At 42.4% G+C, this 14298-nt stretch carries 18 protein-coding genes; 14 read left to right on the top strand and 4 right to left on the bottom strand.

All coding sequences use genetic code 11. From position 1 onward, the window contains the following. The first annotated feature begins 102 nt into the window (after positions 1–102). The 14 genes from QUF61_RS07230 to tsaD all read left to right on the top strand — a co-directional run bounded on the left by QUF61_RS07230 (position 103) and on the right by tsaD (position 9719). The gene (locus tag QUF61_RS07230) at positions 103–312 is read left to right on the top strand and encodes a hypothetical protein (RefSeq protein ID WP_289681171.1); all 210 of its coding nucleotides are present in this window, start codon (positions 103–105) and stop codon (positions 310–312) included. A 22-nt stretch (positions 313–334) separates the two neighbouring features. Next, positions 335–691: a type II toxin-antitoxin system VapC family toxin gene (locus QUF61_RS07225; protein ID WP_289681169.1), complete on the top strand. Its 357-nt coding sequence runs from the start codon at positions 335–337 to the stop codon at positions 689–691. Between the two features lie 263 nt (positions 692–954). Further along, on the top strand, positions 955–1290 hold the full coding sequence (locus QUF61_RS07220) for a hypothetical protein (protein WP_103920881.1): 336 nt from the start codon (positions 955–957) through the stop codon (positions 1288–1290). A 202-nt stretch (positions 1291–1492) separates the two neighbouring features. Continuing rightward, positions 1493–1684, top strand: a complete 192-nt coding sequence (locus tag QUF61_RS07215) for a type II toxin-antitoxin system Phd/YefM family antitoxin (protein WP_289681168.1) — start codon at positions 1493–1495, stop codon at positions 1682–1684. 139 nt (positions 1685–1823) lie between these two features. Further along, on the top strand, positions 1824–2006 hold the full coding sequence (locus QUF61_RS07210) for a Txe/YoeB family addiction module toxin (RefSeq protein WP_407080050.1): 183 nt from the start codon (positions 1824–1826) through the stop codon (positions 2004–2006). Positions 2007–2351: 345 nt separating this feature from the next. After that, positions 2352–3515 carry a DUF262 domain-containing protein gene (locus tag QUF61_RS07205; RefSeq protein WP_289681167.1) on the top strand — a complete coding sequence of 388 codons (1164 nt, stop codon included), beginning with the start codon at positions 2352–2354 and terminating at the stop codon, positions 3513–3515. A 4-nt stretch (positions 3516–3519) separates the two neighbouring features. Further along, positions 3520–4059: a HEPN domain-containing protein gene (locus QUF61_RS07200; protein WP_289681166.1), complete on the top strand. Its 540-nt coding sequence runs from the start codon at positions 3520–3522 to the stop codon at positions 4057–4059. Between the two features lie 367 nt (positions 4060–4426). Then, entirely contained in the window at positions 4427–4873 is a 447-nt protein-coding gene (locus QUF61_RS07195; RefSeq protein ID WP_289681165.1) for a HEPN domain-containing protein, read from the top strand. A gap of 441 nt (positions 4874–5314) precedes the next feature. Further along, complete coding sequence (locus QUF61_RS07190; RefSeq protein WP_289681164.1) at positions 5315–6091, top strand: class I SAM-dependent methyltransferase; 777 nt, start codon at positions 5315–5317, stop codon at positions 6089–6091. A 4-nt stretch (positions 6092–6095) separates the two neighbouring features. Continuing rightward, on the top strand, positions 6096–6566 hold the full coding sequence (locus QUF61_RS07185) for a DUF29 domain-containing protein (RefSeq protein ID WP_103921071.1): 471 nt from the start codon (positions 6096–6098) through the stop codon (positions 6564–6566). A 38-nt stretch (positions 6567–6604) separates the two neighbouring features. After that, a complete protein-coding gene (gene dnaJ / locus QUF61_RS07180; RefSeq protein WP_289681162.1) occupies positions 6605–7756 on the top strand; it encodes a molecular chaperone DnaJ in 1152 nt (383 codons plus the stop codon). A gap of 14 nt (positions 7757–7770) precedes the next feature. Then, positions 7771–8373, top strand: a complete 603-nt coding sequence (locus tag QUF61_RS07175; protein ID WP_103921073.1) for a Maf family protein — start codon at positions 7771–7773, stop codon at positions 8371–8373. Positions 8374–8566: 193 nt separating this feature from the next. After that, positions 8567–8713 (top strand): DUF3096 domain-containing protein, encoded by a 147-nt coding sequence (locus QUF61_RS07170; protein WP_103921074.1) that lies wholly within the window; start codon positions 8567–8569, stop codon positions 8711–8713. A gap of 1 nt (position 8714) precedes the next feature. Beyond that, positions 8715–9719, top strand: a complete 1005-nt coding sequence (tsaD, locus tag QUF61_RS07165; protein ID WP_289681159.1) for a tRNA (adenosine(37)-N6)-threonylcarbamoyltransferase complex transferase subunit TsaD — start codon at positions 8715–8717, stop codon at positions 9717–9719. On the opposite strand, the gene QUF61_RS07160 is transcribed toward tsaD, so the two are convergent. From QUF61_RS07160 to QUF61_RS07145, 4 genes are all read right to left on the bottom strand, one after another. After that, positions 9716–10516, bottom strand: coding sequence for an undecaprenyl-diphosphate phosphatase (locus QUF61_RS07160; protein WP_103921076.1), 801 nt, complete (start codon positions 10514–10516; stop codon positions 9716–9718). The genes tsaD and QUF61_RS07160 overlap by 4 nt on opposite strands. Positions 10517–10605: 89 nt before the next feature. Continuing rightward, a complete protein-coding gene (gene rpoS / locus QUF61_RS07155) occupies positions 10606–11676 on the bottom strand; it encodes an RNA polymerase sigma factor RpoS (protein WP_289681156.1) in 1071 nt (356 codons plus the stop codon). A gap of 9 nt (positions 11677–11685) precedes the next feature. Then, positions 11686–12564 carry a peptidoglycan DD-metalloendopeptidase family protein gene (locus tag QUF61_RS07150; RefSeq protein ID WP_103921078.1) on the bottom strand — a complete coding sequence of 293 codons (879 nt, stop codon included), beginning with the start codon at positions 12562–12564 and terminating at the stop codon, positions 11686–11688. Positions 12565–12577: 13 nt separating this feature from the next. Beyond that, positions 12578–14116 carry a LysM peptidoglycan-binding domain-containing protein gene (locus QUF61_RS07145; RefSeq protein WP_289681154.1) on the bottom strand — a complete coding sequence of 513 codons (1539 nt, stop codon included), beginning with the start codon at positions 14114–14116 and terminating at the stop codon, positions 12578–12580. Positions 14117–14298 lie beyond the last annotated feature (182 nt).

Below are 14298 nucleotides of genomic sequence, written 5' to 3'. Positions count from 1 at the left end.
GGGCAAAATTTTATGATGATTTAATGCTAATATTAAAGCTTGTAAGAACAGGGCTGTCTTCCTCTCCTTACATGGTTAATTTAATAATTGGGATTTAATGTAATGGAAAATGCTATCCTTCAAGATAATCATCAATTGGCATTGCCGCCTGACTTATGGCTACGTATGCATTTACAAGTTAGGCAGCAATTTGTCTGTGTTGTTAAAGGTGATGTTATCAGTCTTGTACCTAAACGCACGATGGCATCAGTTCGTGGTTTATTAAAAGGTGCAAACCCTGAAGGGTATCGTGACCGAAATGAACGAATATGAAGTATTTGGTTGATACTTGCGGTTGGATGAGTGGCTGACTGATGGCGTGCTGGTGGATAGTTTTGCACCCTATTTGCAGCAACCCAAAGATTTAATCATTCCCAGTGTGCAACAATATGAACTTTATCGCTGGGTGTGCCGAGAACGAGACGAAGCAACAGCGCTGGATGTTATTGCAATTACTGAGCAAGGAACAGTGATTACTCTAGATACAGGGCTTGCCTTACTTGCAGCAGATATGGCAAGTCAATTTAAATTGGCTGCAATGGATGCAATGATTTACAGTACTGCCCAACAAACTGGGGTTGAGTTAATCACTTCAGATCGTCATTTTAAAGATTTACCAGAAGTATGTTATTTTTCTAAAGCTATTTCTTGAGAGTAAAAATGGTGGTTAAAATTTTACCTCGTTACCAAGCTCCAGCTTGGTAACGCTTACCGTGCAAGCTCATGCTTGCCGAATGGATACGGGAAGCATGAGCTTCCAGGTCTGCATTCCCAACGAGGACGTTGGGAACGAGGTAAACAAAGGTGAATTCATAAGAAGAAATGCTGACCCAGTTTGGCTGCATGAAAATGAAATGTGGGAATATATAGATTTAAATGATGATCTTGAAGAAGAACAATAAAAAGAAGTAAAATATGAAACAAGACAATATAGCTGAAGGGATAGGGAAGGAAATAATTAAATCCCTGAATGATTATAATGAAAAGATGGGTTTAGATGATGCCGAATATATCCCGCTTATAAAGCGTGTTATAGAAGCAATAACCATATTTTTGGATAAATCCAATCAAAGCAATGAAGAATCTAATGCCATTAACACAGCATTATTCAACTATTCAAAAGAACTTTATATAGATTTATGTCAAAAACATGCAATAGAAGATAATGAAGAAATCACAATTGACAATGTACAGGAAGAGTCAGGTGAATATTTCAGTTATATTTATGAGAATGAAGAACATCCAAACTAAATACACTTGTTATCTCCCGCAGAGGTACAGGGACGCAGAGAAAGTCAGGTAGGGTGAGCGGAATCCATCCGATGAATCTTGTTTTTGTATAAAACTTACACAGATTTTGCCCACCATTCCCCAATCAATGACAATTGGTGGGCAAAATGCTGATATTAAAGTAAATTTAGCTCACCCCGCGCGTTATATAACAAAGGTGATCATGATGCAAAACATCACTTATAAACAAGCCAAACAGGATCTGGATAATCTGTGTGAGCAGGTTTATAGAGCACATGAGCCTTATGAAGTTCAACGCCAAAATCAACATAATGTCGTGATTATGTCATTAGATGATTATAATGCCTGGCAAGAAACGCATTATCTGTTGTCTAACCCACATAATGCAAAATAGTTACTGAATTCACTGGAACACGCACGTTCAGGGAAAATGATACAGCGTGATTTGATTGAAGAATGAATATTCTGTTTACAGATGAGTCCCGGAAGGATTATTTGTTTTGGCAAAAAACAGATAAAAAATTTTATAGAAAATAAATAATCTAATTAAAGAAATATCCAGAACACCATTTACAGCTACAGGAAAGCCTGAAGCGTTAAGACATCATTTACAGGGCTGCTGGTCAAGACGTATTACCAATGAACACCGATTGGTTTATGAAGTTGTTGATTATACGGTAAGAATTATTACTTGTCGTTTTCATTATATTGAATAAAGTTTTTTACTTGTTCAGCTAGGTAGTCAGCTATAGAAAAGACAACTCTTTTAGGTCTTCGTAAGTTGTTGTCTTTTCTATAGTCTGACGGTCTCAGGAATGCTTTGCTTCCTATGACAGGGTGGGCAGAATCCGTCCAATAAACCTTATTTTTATACAAAACTTACACGGATTTTGCCCACCATTTCCCCAATCAATGGCAATTGGTGGGCAAAATGCCGATAAAAATCATACCAAAAATAAATATTGTGGCGGCATTTCGCCCACCCTACATGGCTAAAAACAAGTTAGACTCAATAAACAATCGGCCATCAATATTATTGTAAATAAACAAACGGAGAATAAATGAGCACTCAAGAAAAAGAGTTAGAGCTAGATATTGAGAAAGAGGAAGAAGGCTATCCTCTGAATGAATATCAACTAACAACAACTCCAAATGATTTTAACATTTTAACAATTGTCAGTTTTATTGAATCGAGGGTGTTTAAAATTCCATCATTTCAGCGTCATTACGTATGGGATTTAAAGCGCGCATCGAAACTAATAGAATCTTTACTTATTGGTTTGCCAATTCCACAAATATTTCTTTATGAAAGTGGCAGAAATGAATTCCTTGTCATTGATGGTCAGCAAAGATTAATGACAATATACTATTTTGTAAAAGGTCGTTTTCCAAGAAAAGAAAAAAGAGCAGAATTACGTGATGTTTTTGATGAGCATGGTCATATGCCGGATGATGTAATGGCAGATGATAAATTATTTCAAAAATTTAATTTAAAACTTGATGGGATTATTGAGGGTGGTGGAAATCGCTTTAATGGTAAAAATTATCAGACATTAGATGAATTCAAAACATCATTAGATTTAGCCACAATAAGAAATATGGTTGTTAAACCTGCGTCAGGTGGTGAAGAAAGTGGAGCAATGTTTGAGATTTTTAACCGTCTCAATAGTGGTGGAGTTAATTTAGGTGCTCAGGAAATAAGAATGAGTCTCTACCATTCAAACTTTCTAAAATCTTTATTAGAAATGAATAAAGATAAAAGATGGAGAAAGCTTCTTGGTAAAGATAATCCTGATATACGGTTAAATGATGTTGAAGCAATATTACGAGTGTTTGCCATGGTTACTTTTGTTGATAACTACAAGGCTACAATTAATGGCTTTATAAATAAATTTGCAAATCATGCAAAAATTTTTGATAACGAGAAAATCAAATATTACAATAATATTTGGTCATCTTTTTTAGATGGATGTGAAGGTTTAGATATAACAAATTTTAGAATCACATCAAATAGATTTAGTATTATGCTTTTTGAGTCTGTTTTTTATGCCTCAACAAAATCAGCTATTGAGAATCAAGATTTGAATGCAAAGTCAATTACTGCTGAATTTATTGATAGATTAAAAGATGATGATGACTTTCAGTATTTTACCTATGGTAAAACAACATTAAAAACAAGCGTGCTTGGACGGTTAGAAAGAGCAAATGTAGTTTTGAGAGGATAATTTATTGGAAGATGATGCACTTATTGCGGTTGAAGAACTTTATAAGAGTTACATAAACAATTATCACTGGCTTGAGAAGGCTAATGAAATTAGTTTTGCAACAGAGTACAAAGGGCAGTTTTCAAAAGTCCTGCTTTTAGCATGTGCAAGTTATTTTGAAACAAAAATCTGCAATGTTATTCTTGATGTTCTGGATACTAAAAAATGTAAATTAACATATAGCTTTATTACTAAAAAAGCATTATCAAGGCAATACCATACTCTGTTTAATTGGAGAGATAAAAATGCAAATAGTTTTTTTGGCCTTTTTGGTGAAGATTTTAAAAAATTCATGATAAAAAAAGTTAAAGAAGATGAGAACTTAAATTCCTCAATAAGAGACTTTTTAGAATTAGGTAACTTAAGAAATCAGTTAGCCCATGATAATTATGCACTGTTTGTTTTAGGCCTTACATCTGAAGAGATCTATGACAAATTCACTAATGCTCTGTCTTTTGTTATTTCTATTGAGCCATTATCAAAAGAATTTCAAAATAATGAATAATCTAACCAGAGGCAAGAGCAGATCAAATTAGCTCGTTACCAAGTTCCAGCGTTGATAATATTTACCTTGCAAGCCAGCAATTCCCGCCCTGATCGATTGCTGTGCTGATAGTTACGTTCTCTGTGTCCACAAAGCTGTCAAATATGGTGATTTTCTACTCCATATTACAGGGACTGGAAGATTGAGCGGGAATTGCTGCTTGCAAGCTCATGCTTGCTGAGTGGATACGGGAGGCAGAAGCTTCCAGGTCTGCATTCCTAACGAGGACGTTGGGAACAAGGTAATTATAACAAAAAACAAATATTGTGGCAGCATTTCATCCACCCTACTTGGCTAAAAATAAGTTAGCAAAGGCAGATATGATTGAATGAACATTGCAACTACCTATCAAGAAAAACTAGAGCAATTTAAGAATATTGAAAATCTTGCTGGAAAGGCGTGGGAACATGCTATGGCCATTGATTTGTTATCAAAAGCTGACATTAATGATTGTTCAATAGAATGTTTCCATTACCAGCAAATGATGGAATTATTTTTTAAGCATTTACTAGAAACAAAAAGCCAATTTGGATCATATAGCAAATCTCATAAATTACAAAAATTATTAGAGGAGGTCATCGTGAGTACAAAATTTAGAACAGATAAAACAAAATATTTTATGGCACTCCAAGTAATTACTGTTTGTGCAGAAGAATACAGATATAATTTTTTAATTGATTGTGAGGGTTATAAACAAAGTGTCAATATTTGTGATAATCTTTTGAATGAATTAATTGAGTTTGATGAAAGCACTGAAATACAAGCTGATTCTTAAGCCCGGTGTTGTATATCAAGTGTTAGAGCGTGAGCGTATCGTCAAGATTCTCAGGTTGTGGACGCACTACGAATAGTTAAGTAGCTAGGAGGCTGTCTGAGAACACAAGACCTACTGCGGAAAAGCTGGATTTGGTCAGATTTCTCCCTTATTTTCGTTAAATATACCCAATATTTGCCTCAAATAATGAAAAAATCTGCCTCAAACCAGCTTTCCCTCGCTACGGCCTCTGTTCTCGGATAGCCTCCTAGGAGGAGTAAAATCTGTTCAATGACACCTTGTTTTTGCACAAAACTTACACAGATTTTTTCAACCCTGTTTGGCTAATAGTCCAGTATATAGATTTTTAGATAAATAATTTCCCAGTAGTGATAATACTTGGCTTGTTAACAGTACGCAATTTGGAAGTTTAATATATAAAAATCTATAGAAAGGGAAAGAATGATGAGCGATGAAAATAAATCAATTCATGAGTTCGACTTAAAATTAATTTGCGAGTATTTTTCGACCATAGAACGGCAAGGGCCTGGAAGCCCTGAAGTGACTGCCAAGGCTTTGAGCTTTATTGATAATTTGACGGGTAAATCAAAAATTGCCGATATTGGTTGCGGAACCGGTGGTCAGACAATGGTTATGGCGAATCATGCACCCGGTCATATTACAGGTATTGATCTGTTTCCAATTTTTATCGATTTATTTAATGCAAACAGTCAGAAACTAAAGCTTCAAGACAGGGTGAATGGTGTTGTTGGTTCAATGGATCAACTTTCTTTTCAAGATGAAACATTGGATTTAATCTGGTCGGAAGGCGCAATTTACAATATCGGGTTTGAACGTGGTATCAACGAGTGGCGCAGATTTTTAAAGCCGGGAGGCTTTATTGCCGTTTCAGAAGCCTCATGGTTTACCCAGGAGCGACCTGCGGAAATTGAAACCTTCTGGGAAGATGCTTACCCGGAAATAGACCTGATTCCACGTAAGCTCATGCAAATGCAAAAAGCCGGGTACATGCCAGTTGCTGCTTTTGTGCTGCCGGAAAATTGCTGGATAGAGCATTTTTATGCGCCACAAGTATTTGCGCAGGAAGTATTTTTGAAAAAGTATGCTGGCAATAAAATTGCCGAGGAGTTCGTGGAAAACCAACGGATTGAAGCTGAATTGTATTATAAATACAAAGATTTTTATGGTTATGCTTTCTACATCGGAAAGAAGATTTAAATATATGAAAACCTTAAGCCATTTATACGAGGAAAATTATACTGCCTGGGCGCATCAAAACGCGGTTCTGTTAAAAACAGGGCAATTTTCCAAATTAGATATTCAACATTTATTAGAAGAATTGGAAGAAATGGGCAGGGCTGAGCGTAATGAGTTGGAAAACCGTTTAATTATCTTGTTGGCACATCTGTTAAAATGGCAATTTCAATATGCGCAATTATCCGAGCGCTGGCAAGAATTTAAGGGAGATAGCTGGAAGGCAACCATCATTGAGCAGCGTCTACGCCTGAATCGACGCTTACGTAAATCGCCGGGGCTAAAGTCCCGGTTGCCCGATGTCATTACAGAGGCATATCAAGATGCAGTAGAGCTTGCAAGTGATGAAACAGGTTTGCCAACAGCAACTTTTCCTGAACAATGCCCTTATACACAAGAGCAGATTTTAAATAAGGTTTTTTTTCCTCATACTGAATAAGTCTGTTTTTATTTACTCTGTCAAAAGCCTAATACACTATGTCTAAACGTGATTATTACGAAGTCCTCGGCGTTAAAAATAACGCCACGCAAGTTGAGCTGAAAAAATCTTATCGCCGTCTGGCGATGAAGTATCACCCTGACAGAAATCCAGGGGATGAAAAAGCGGAAGCGCAGTTCAAAGAAGTTAAAGAAGCCTATGAAGTGCTCTCTGATGAGCATAAACGCGCAGCCTATGATCAATTTGGTCATGCGGGTTTAGATGGTGCTGCCGGTATGGGTGGTGCTGGTTTTGGCGGCGGCGGTGGCGCTGGTTTCAGCGATATTTTTGAAAGCGTCTTCGGTGATATGTTTGGCGGCGGTGGCGGACGCGGTGGCGGCAGTAAAAGCCGGGTCTATCGTGGCGCGGATCTACGTTATGATCTGGGCTTAACACTGGAAGAGGCTGTTGCCGGTACTGAAGTTAAAATCAGAATACCTTCCCAGAGCAAATGTGGTGCCTGTAATGGCAGTGGCGCGAAAAAAGGCAGCGCGCCGGTGACTTGCAGCACTTGCGGCGGTAATGGTCAGGTGCGTATGCAGCAGGGCTTTTTCTCCGTGCAGCAGACCTGTCCGACTTGTCATGGGCAAGGGCAGATGATTAAAGAACCGTGTCCTGCTTGTGGCGGTGATGGTCGTATACAAGAGCATAAAACCTTATCCGTACAAGTGCCTGCCGGGGTTGACAACGGGGATCGTATTCGCCTGTCCGGTGAGGGTGAAATGGGTGCAAATGGTGGCCCAGCCGGTGATCTTTATGTGCAGATTAACGTCAAAACCCATCCTATTTTCACCCGTGAAGAAAGCCACTTGTTTTGCGAAGTACCCATCAGCATTGCCACCGCAACCTTGGGCGGCGAACTGGAAGTACCGACTTTAGGGGGGCGGGTGGTGTTAAAAGTCCCCACAGAAACCCAGACGGGGAAAGTTTTTCGCTTGCATGGTAAAGGCGTGAAACCGGTGCGTGGCGGTCCGGTGGGTGATTTGCATTGTAAAGTTGTGCTGGAAACACCGGTACGTTTAACCGCACAGCAAAAAGAGTTGCTTAAAGCTTTTGATGATTCCATGAAAGAAAGTAACATGCCCCATAGTCCAAAGTCACAATCCTGGCTGGACAAGGTAAAGAATTTTTTTGAAGAATTTAAGGTGTAATTGGCAAGGTTTTTATGTCTCTGATAACTGAAAAAAATAAGCCTACCCTGGTGTTGGCATCGACTTCCCCATTTCGTAAAACTGTGTTGGAACGCTTACATTTATCTTTTGAATTGTTTGCGCCTAATATTGATGAAAGCGCAAAACCTGGTGAAAAACCGGAAGCACTGGTGCAGCGTTTGGCAAAAGAAAAAGCCATGAAAGCCAAAGAACATTATGATCATGCCTTGTCTATTGGCTCTGATCAAATGGCAGTAGTTGGTGATACGATTTTGGGCAAACCCGGCTGTCATGATCGTGCAGTCGAGCAATTGCGCATGGCCAGTGGCAGACAAGTCGATTTTCTTACCGGTTTGTGTTTGTATAATACCGCGACCGGAGAAAGTCAGACCGATATTGTGGTGTTTAGCGTACACTTTCGTCAACTGCAAGATGTACAAATTGAACGCTACCTGCAAAAAGATAAACCTTATCACTGTTCCGGCAGCTTTAAATCTGAAGGTTTTGGTATTGCCTTGCTGGATAAAATGGAAGGTACTGATCCTACTGCGGTCATTGGCCTACCTTTGATCCGTTTAGTACGGATGCTGGAAAATGCAGGCCTACAGGTTATTTAAAAGGAGTTCGACACAGGCTTCTTTCAGCGCTTATGGCGCTGAAAACTGCCTGCGTCTCACGCTAAGTTTTTGATAGTAGGTACTGGATTTCAGCGTTTACTTCGGGCAATGTAGCGTAGCGTATTTCCTGGAGCGTCAGACCCAATGTTCCGGGAAAGCCTTAACAGACATTCCCGAAACAGGAAATCATATTATGAGCCAAAATCTGTTTTATTTGTTGTCTTTACTGGCAGGTTTTGCCATTCTGATTCAGCCCAGGCTGCTGAATTATATTATTGCTTTTTATCTCATCATCACCGGTGCGCTGGGGCTGATGTCTGCTGCGGGTATTCATTTCTGATATGCGTGTACTGGGTATTGAAACGTCTTGCGACGAAACCGGAGTTGCGATTTATGACACTGAGCAAGGCTTATTGGCAGATGCTTTATACAGCCAGATAGACTTGCATCGCGTTTATGGTGGCGTGGTGCCGGAATTGGCTTCGCGGGATCACATCCGTAAATTGACACCGCTGATTCAGCAGGTTTTAACCGCAAGCAATACCACCAAGCAGCAACTGGATGGTATTGCCTATACGGAAGGCCCTGGCTTAATCGGTGCATTGCTGGTGGGCGTTGCCACAGGCCGTGCTTTGGCCTGGACATTGGGGATTCCTGCTGTTGGCGTGCATCATATGGAAGGCCATTTATTAGCCCCCATGCTGGAAGATAATCCCCCACAATTTCCTTTTCTGGCCTTATTGGTTTCCGGTGGTCACACCCAACTTATTGCAGTGGAAAGCATTGGGCATTATCAATTATTGGGTGAATCCATTGATGATGCAGCAGGTGAAGCCTTTGATAAGACGGCAAAAATGTTAGGCTTGGATTATCCCGGCGGCCCGGTCATTTCCAGGCTGGCACAACAAGGACGCCCGGATATTTACCGTTTCCCACGCCCCATGACCAACCGCCCAGGACTGGATTTCAGTTTCAGTGGTTTAAAAACCTTTGCCCTGAATACCTGGCAGAAAGCTGAATTCAAAAACGAGCAAAGCAAAGCGGATATTGCCCGCGCTTTTCAGGATGCGGTGGTGGATACACTGCTGATTAAATGCAAACGCGCCTTAAAACAATCGGGTCTGAAACGTCTGGTCGTGGCTGGTGGTGTCAGTGCCAATGCTGCTTTACGTACCGAGTTAAATAGACTGAAGCAACAAGGCATTGAGGTTTTTTATCCGCGTCTGGAATTCTGCACGGATAATGGTGCGATGATCGCCTATGCCGGTGCTATTCATTTACAGCGGGGGCAACAGCAAAGCCTGTCTTTTGGTGCCAGACCGCGTTGGCCGCTGGCATCAGACTAATATATCCAGAATAATAATAAACCAAAACCCAACAACAAACGGTAAATGACAAAAGGCTGCATCCCAATTTTATCCAGCAGTTTGATAAAAGTGTAAATACAGGCATAAGCCATTAAACCGGAAATAACCGCTGCTAACAGCAGGGCAAACCAATCAACGCTGGCTTCCTGCAACAGTAGTTTTAAGATGTCATAACCCCCTGCCAGCAGGATGACGGGGATTGATAATAAAAATGAGAAACGCGCAGCAGCGGTACGATTGAGACCCAGCAATAGTGCCGCAGTAATCGTGATACCGGAACGTGAAGTGCCAGGAATCAGGGCTAAGGCTTGTGCCAGACCAATTATCAAAATATCTTTCCAGTTTAATTGGTATTCACTGCGTTGGCGTTTCCCCGTCCAATCCGCATAACCCAGCAACACACCAAAACCGATAGTGGCTAAGGCAATCACCGGTATATTGCGTAAATGGGTTTCAATGGCATCAGCAAACAGCAGGCCGGATAAGGCAACGGGAATGGTGCCTAAGGCCACGCCCCAGACCAGACGACTTTCCGGCGTTTGCGCGCGTCCGCGCAGGCTGTTGAACCAATTACCCAGCAAAAGATGCAAGTCCCGACGAAAATACCACAGTACCGCGCCTAAACTGCCCAGATGCACCGCCACGTCAAAAGCCAGTCCCTGATCGGGCCAGTTGAGCAGGTAAGGCAGTAAAATTAGATGCGCGGAGCTGGAAATGGGTAAAAATTCAGTGAGTCCCTGGAGGATGGCGAGGAAAATAATTTGTGTCAGTTCCATTGCTTAACCTGGATTTGTATTGTTAGCTGTATATTTTGTTGAAAGGGTATAAATAGATCATAGGGTGGAATACGCTGCGCTATTCCACCCTACTTTAGGACATCTTCAGACAAGCCTTCCCGTTCCAGAATATCACGCAATCGGTGTAGTGCTTCAATTTGAATCTGGCGCACCCGTTCGCGGGTGATGCCGATAATTTCACCTACTTCTGCCAGGGTTGAAACTTCTTTGCCATGCAGGCCAAAACGATATTCCACCACAGTTTTTTGTTTGTTGCTGAGTTGTGATAACCACAAGTTGATATGCCGGTGTAAATCATCATCTTGCAGTACTTCTGATGGGTCGGGCGTGCTTTCATCAATCAGGGTGTCGAGCAGGGACTTGTCCTGATCGTCATTACGTATTGCATCAACCGAGGTGGTGCGCTCATTCAAGCCCATCATTTTTTTAACGGTTGCAATCGGATGATCCAGGTGGCGCGCGACATCTTCGGGAGTGGGATCGCGTCCTAAAACATGGGCTAGATAGCGGGTGGCGCGAACATAGAGATTGATTTCTTTAATGATATGAATTGGCAGGCGTATGGTGCGGGTTTGATTCATTAAGGCGCGGTCAATGGTTTGGCGTATCCACCAGGTGGCATAGGTTGAAAAACGAAAACCACGTTCAGGATCAAATTTTTCAACGGCACGCATTAAACCGATATTACCTTCTTCAATCAAATCGAGTAGTGCCAGTCCCCGGTTCATCTGCCGTCTTGCAATTTTAACGACCAGACGCAGATTGGCTTCAATCATATGTTTGCGCGCAGCTTCATCACCTTTTTGGAGGCGGCGGGCCAGATTGATTTCTTCTTCAGCCGTTAATAAGGGAACAAAGCCGATTTCATTGAGATATAAGCGGGTGGGATCTCTTTCACTATCATTGTTATTTGCGCCAAATAAAGGTGTTTCACTGGGTACAAAGATTTCTTTTTCCAGCTCATTTTCTTCCAGCGCCTGATTGATTTCATGCAGGGCTTTATCAGGAAGTTCCACAATGTCATCATCACTGACTGATGAAATCTGTGAACTTGTCACGGCTGTTTCATGGGCTGATTTTTCCACATTCGCTTTATCTTTTTGCTGTGCTGTATCAGACTTAGGCGGACGCGGTGACATATAATTTTCCTAAAAAGTAGGTAAAAATTTTAAGGGGTCGACGGTTTTACCATCACAACTAATTTCAAAATGCAGGGCGGTTTGTCCCTGGCTGTTTTTTCCCATTGAGGCAATGATCTGTCCGGCTTGTACCTGATCATTTTCGCGTACACGTAGTGTACGATTGTAAGCATAAACGCTTAACCAGGCCGGGTGATGTTGAATAATAATTAGATCCCCATAATAGCCATTCACGCCCACACCACTGTATAACACTTTACCGGCATGTGCGGCAAGTACCGGTTGTCCGGTTTGCCCCGCAATTGTGATGCCACGCCGTCCACTGCGGGTAAAGGTGGTGCTGATTTTATGCACCTGGGTGGGCCAGCGCCAATGCCTTAAACCACCATTAGGTGTGCAATTAACGGATGTACGGGCGTGGCTTTGCGCAGGCACCGGGCGCATGGCACGCGGTGCAAGCTGCCGCGTTGGACGTTGACTGCTTGTGTGTGGCACTGTGCGTGGTGAAGTTTGTACCGGCGCTGCCACAACCGGCCTGACTTGTAAAACCTGACCGGGATATACGGTATAAGGGGGCGATAAACGATTCCAGGCTGCTAATTGCCTGACGCTTTGTTGATAGTGCCGCGCAATACGGTACAAGGTATCGCCTGCCTTTACCTGGTGGCGGCCCTGAGTATCCAGTGCTTGATAACTGGCGGATGCCGCCCTTGTTGCGCTATTGGCAGGCTTGGCAACAACGGGGGCAGGCACGCTATAGCCGTTTTGTTGCCGGTTTTCAACCGGCGCGGCGTAATAACGGCTGGTGCAGGCATTAAGCCCGAATAATACTATTATTGCCAGCCAGCTTAAGCGCCCATTGCACTGACTGTGCTTTATCCATTGCATGATTAAGCTGCACTTAGCGGTAAATGGTTACTGTCTGATTGGGATAAATCCGGTAAGGCGGCGCAATCCCATTCCATAAAGCCAGTTCATTCAGTCCTACCTGGTACTGCGTGGCAATATTTGCCAGACTTTCCCCGGTGTTCACCGTGTGATAAATCACTTCACCGCTTAAGCTGTCCTGTTTTTCTGTTGTTGCTACAAGCGCAATGGGTGCTGCACTGGCGAGCATCAGGCTTTGTTTTACAGGTACTGGTTCAGTAATTTTTAATGCCTGACCAATTTGCAGCATATAGGGTTTTTTTAGCTGGTTTAATGCGGCCAGTTGTTGTAATTTCTGGTTATATTGACGCGCAATATTGGAAAGCGTATCACCTTTGGCAACAGTATGAATCTGCGGCCTGACTGATTTTGTTGTTACTGTGGTATTTACTGGCATTGCAGCGTTGATTTGTAAACTTTGTCCCACCGTTAGATGATAAGGTTTGGGTAAATTGTTTAATGCTGCAACATCACGATAATTGGCCTGGTAATGTGTGGCAATACTGTAGAGTGTATCACCGCGTTGTACCGTGTGATAAATCGTTGCACTACCGGCTGGCGCAACTGAAGCTTGGGCAGTGACAGGGATGCTGGCGACTGGAATAGCCGGTGGTGTAATTTGAAACTCAGCCGGTGCCATAGCAATTGCTGGAGCAACAGAGGGTGCTGAAACTAACAGGCTTTGATTGATTTTTAATAAATAAGGTTTGCTGATACCGTTTAAGGCCGCTAATTCAGCCGTTTTTAAACCATACTGATTGGCAATGGCATACAGTGTATCACCCCGTTTGACGGTATGGTATTGCGAGGCATTGGCAACGGCAGTCACGGGCACAGGCATATTAACCAGGGGGATATTTTCAGGTATAACAATGGGCGCAAGCTCCCTTGTGGGGGTTGCTGCAATCACAGGAATCGGTCTTACTGGTACAGAAGCAACCACCGCAGCAGGTTTTTTTGGTTTAATCGTGCCTGTATCCCAGTCAAATTCATATCTGACCGGCTCAGAAGATTCAGGTTTGGCAACCGGTGGGACGGGTCTTGCCGCAGGCGGTGTGCTGCTGACCGGTGGTGCACTGGGATAGCTATGCACTGGTGCACTGGCAACCGGTGCTGGCAGACCTGCTGCGGGTTCCAGGCGTAAGCGCTGACCGGGGTGAATGGTGTAAGCAGGCGCGCTGATGCCATTCCACAGCGCAACATTTTTATAATCAATGCCATAATAGTGACTGATTTTATATAAACTATCACCCGCCTGTACCGTATGGAAGCGCCCACTTGCTGGCATACTTGGCGCAGCAATTACGGGCGAGGACATTCCCCCTTCGCCGGTTTCAACGGAAGGCACTACAACCGTGCCGCCAGGCACTTGTGCCACCGGTTGAGGATCTTCAAAAATATTCTGAAAACGACCGCAAGCGGTAGTGGCGACAATAGGGGTAAGCAGCACTAACATTTTCAGCGTTTTTTTAGCCAAAGGGTACGATGTAGAAAGCATGGCTGTCGTATTCATGGTTTAGAATAACCTCAATAAAAAATTTTCAATCTGGAAAATAACTTGTTAAAGTAACTGTATTCTGATACTAAATCAACTGTCTTTTATCGATAGTTTTGAACGGCTTGGCGCTTATAGTTCATCGTAAAACTATCATAATACAGTCTGTACCCGCATTATACGGGCAATCTTGTTGCTGA

The sequence above is a fragment of the Candidatus Venteria ishoeyi genome, from assembly GCF_030378065.1.
GTDB classification, from domain to species: domain Bacteria; phylum Pseudomonadota; class Gammaproteobacteria; order Beggiatoales; family Beggiatoaceae; genus Venteria; species Venteria ishoeyi.
Note: the sequence above shows the minus strand (reverse complement) of the source record. Positions and strands in the feature narration are given on the sequence as shown.

Bases quoted from the DNA above. Each gene is read 5' to 3' on its own strand.
- QUF61_RS07175 (WP_103921073.1), top strand. From the start codon at position 7,771: ATGTCTCTGATAACTGAAAAAAATAAGCCTACCCTGGTGTTGGCATCG.
- QUF61_RS07150 (WP_103921078.1), bottom strand. From the start codon at position 12,564: ATGCAATGGATAAAGCACAGTCAGTGCAATGGGCGCTTAAGCTGGCTG.
- QUF61_RS07220 (WP_103920881.1), top strand. From the start codon at position 955: ATGAAACAAGACAATATAGCTGAAGGGATAGGGAAGGAAATAATTAAA.
- tsaD (WP_289681159.1), top strand. From the start codon at position 8,715: ATGCGTGTACTGGGTATTGAAACGTCTTGCGACGAAACCGGAGTTGCG.
- QUF61_RS07190 (WP_289681164.1), top strand. From the start codon at position 5,315: ATGATGAGCGATGAAAATAAATCAATTCATGAGTTCGACTTAAAATTA.
- dnaJ (WP_289681162.1), top strand. From the start codon at position 6,605: ATGTCTAAACGTGATTATTACGAAGTCCTCGGCGTTAAAAATAACGCC.
- rpoS (WP_289681156.1), bottom strand. From the start codon at position 11,676: ATGTCACCGCGTCCGCCTAAGTCTGATACAGCACAGCAAAAAGATAAA.
- QUF61_RS07215 (WP_289681168.1), top strand. From the start codon at position 1,493: ATGATGCAAAACATCACTTATAAACAAGCCAAACAGGATCTGGATAAT.
- QUF61_RS07145 (WP_289681154.1), bottom strand. From the start codon at position 14,116: ATGAATACGACAGCCATGCTTTCTACATCGTACCCTTTGGCTAAAAAA.
- QUF61_RS07195 (WP_289681165.1), top strand. From the start codon at position 4,427: ATGAACATTGCAACTACCTATCAAGAAAAACTAGAGCAATTTAAGAAT.
- QUF61_RS07185 (WP_103921071.1), top strand. From the start codon at position 6,096: ATGAAAACCTTAAGCCATTTATACGAGGAAAATTATACTGCCTGGGCG.
- QUF61_RS07170 (WP_103921074.1), top strand. From the start codon at position 8,567: ATGAGCCAAAATCTGTTTTATTTGTTGTCTTTACTGGCAGGTTTTGCC.
- QUF61_RS07205 (WP_289681167.1), top strand. From the start codon at position 2,352: ATGAGCACTCAAGAAAAAGAGTTAGAGCTAGATATTGAGAAAGAGGAA.
- QUF61_RS07160 (WP_103921076.1), bottom strand. From the start codon at position 10,516: ATGGAACTGACACAAATTATTTTCCTCGCCATCCTCCAGGGACTCACT.
- QUF61_RS07230 (WP_289681171.1), top strand. From the start codon at position 103: ATGGAAAATGCTATCCTTCAAGATAATCATCAATTGGCATTGCCGCCT.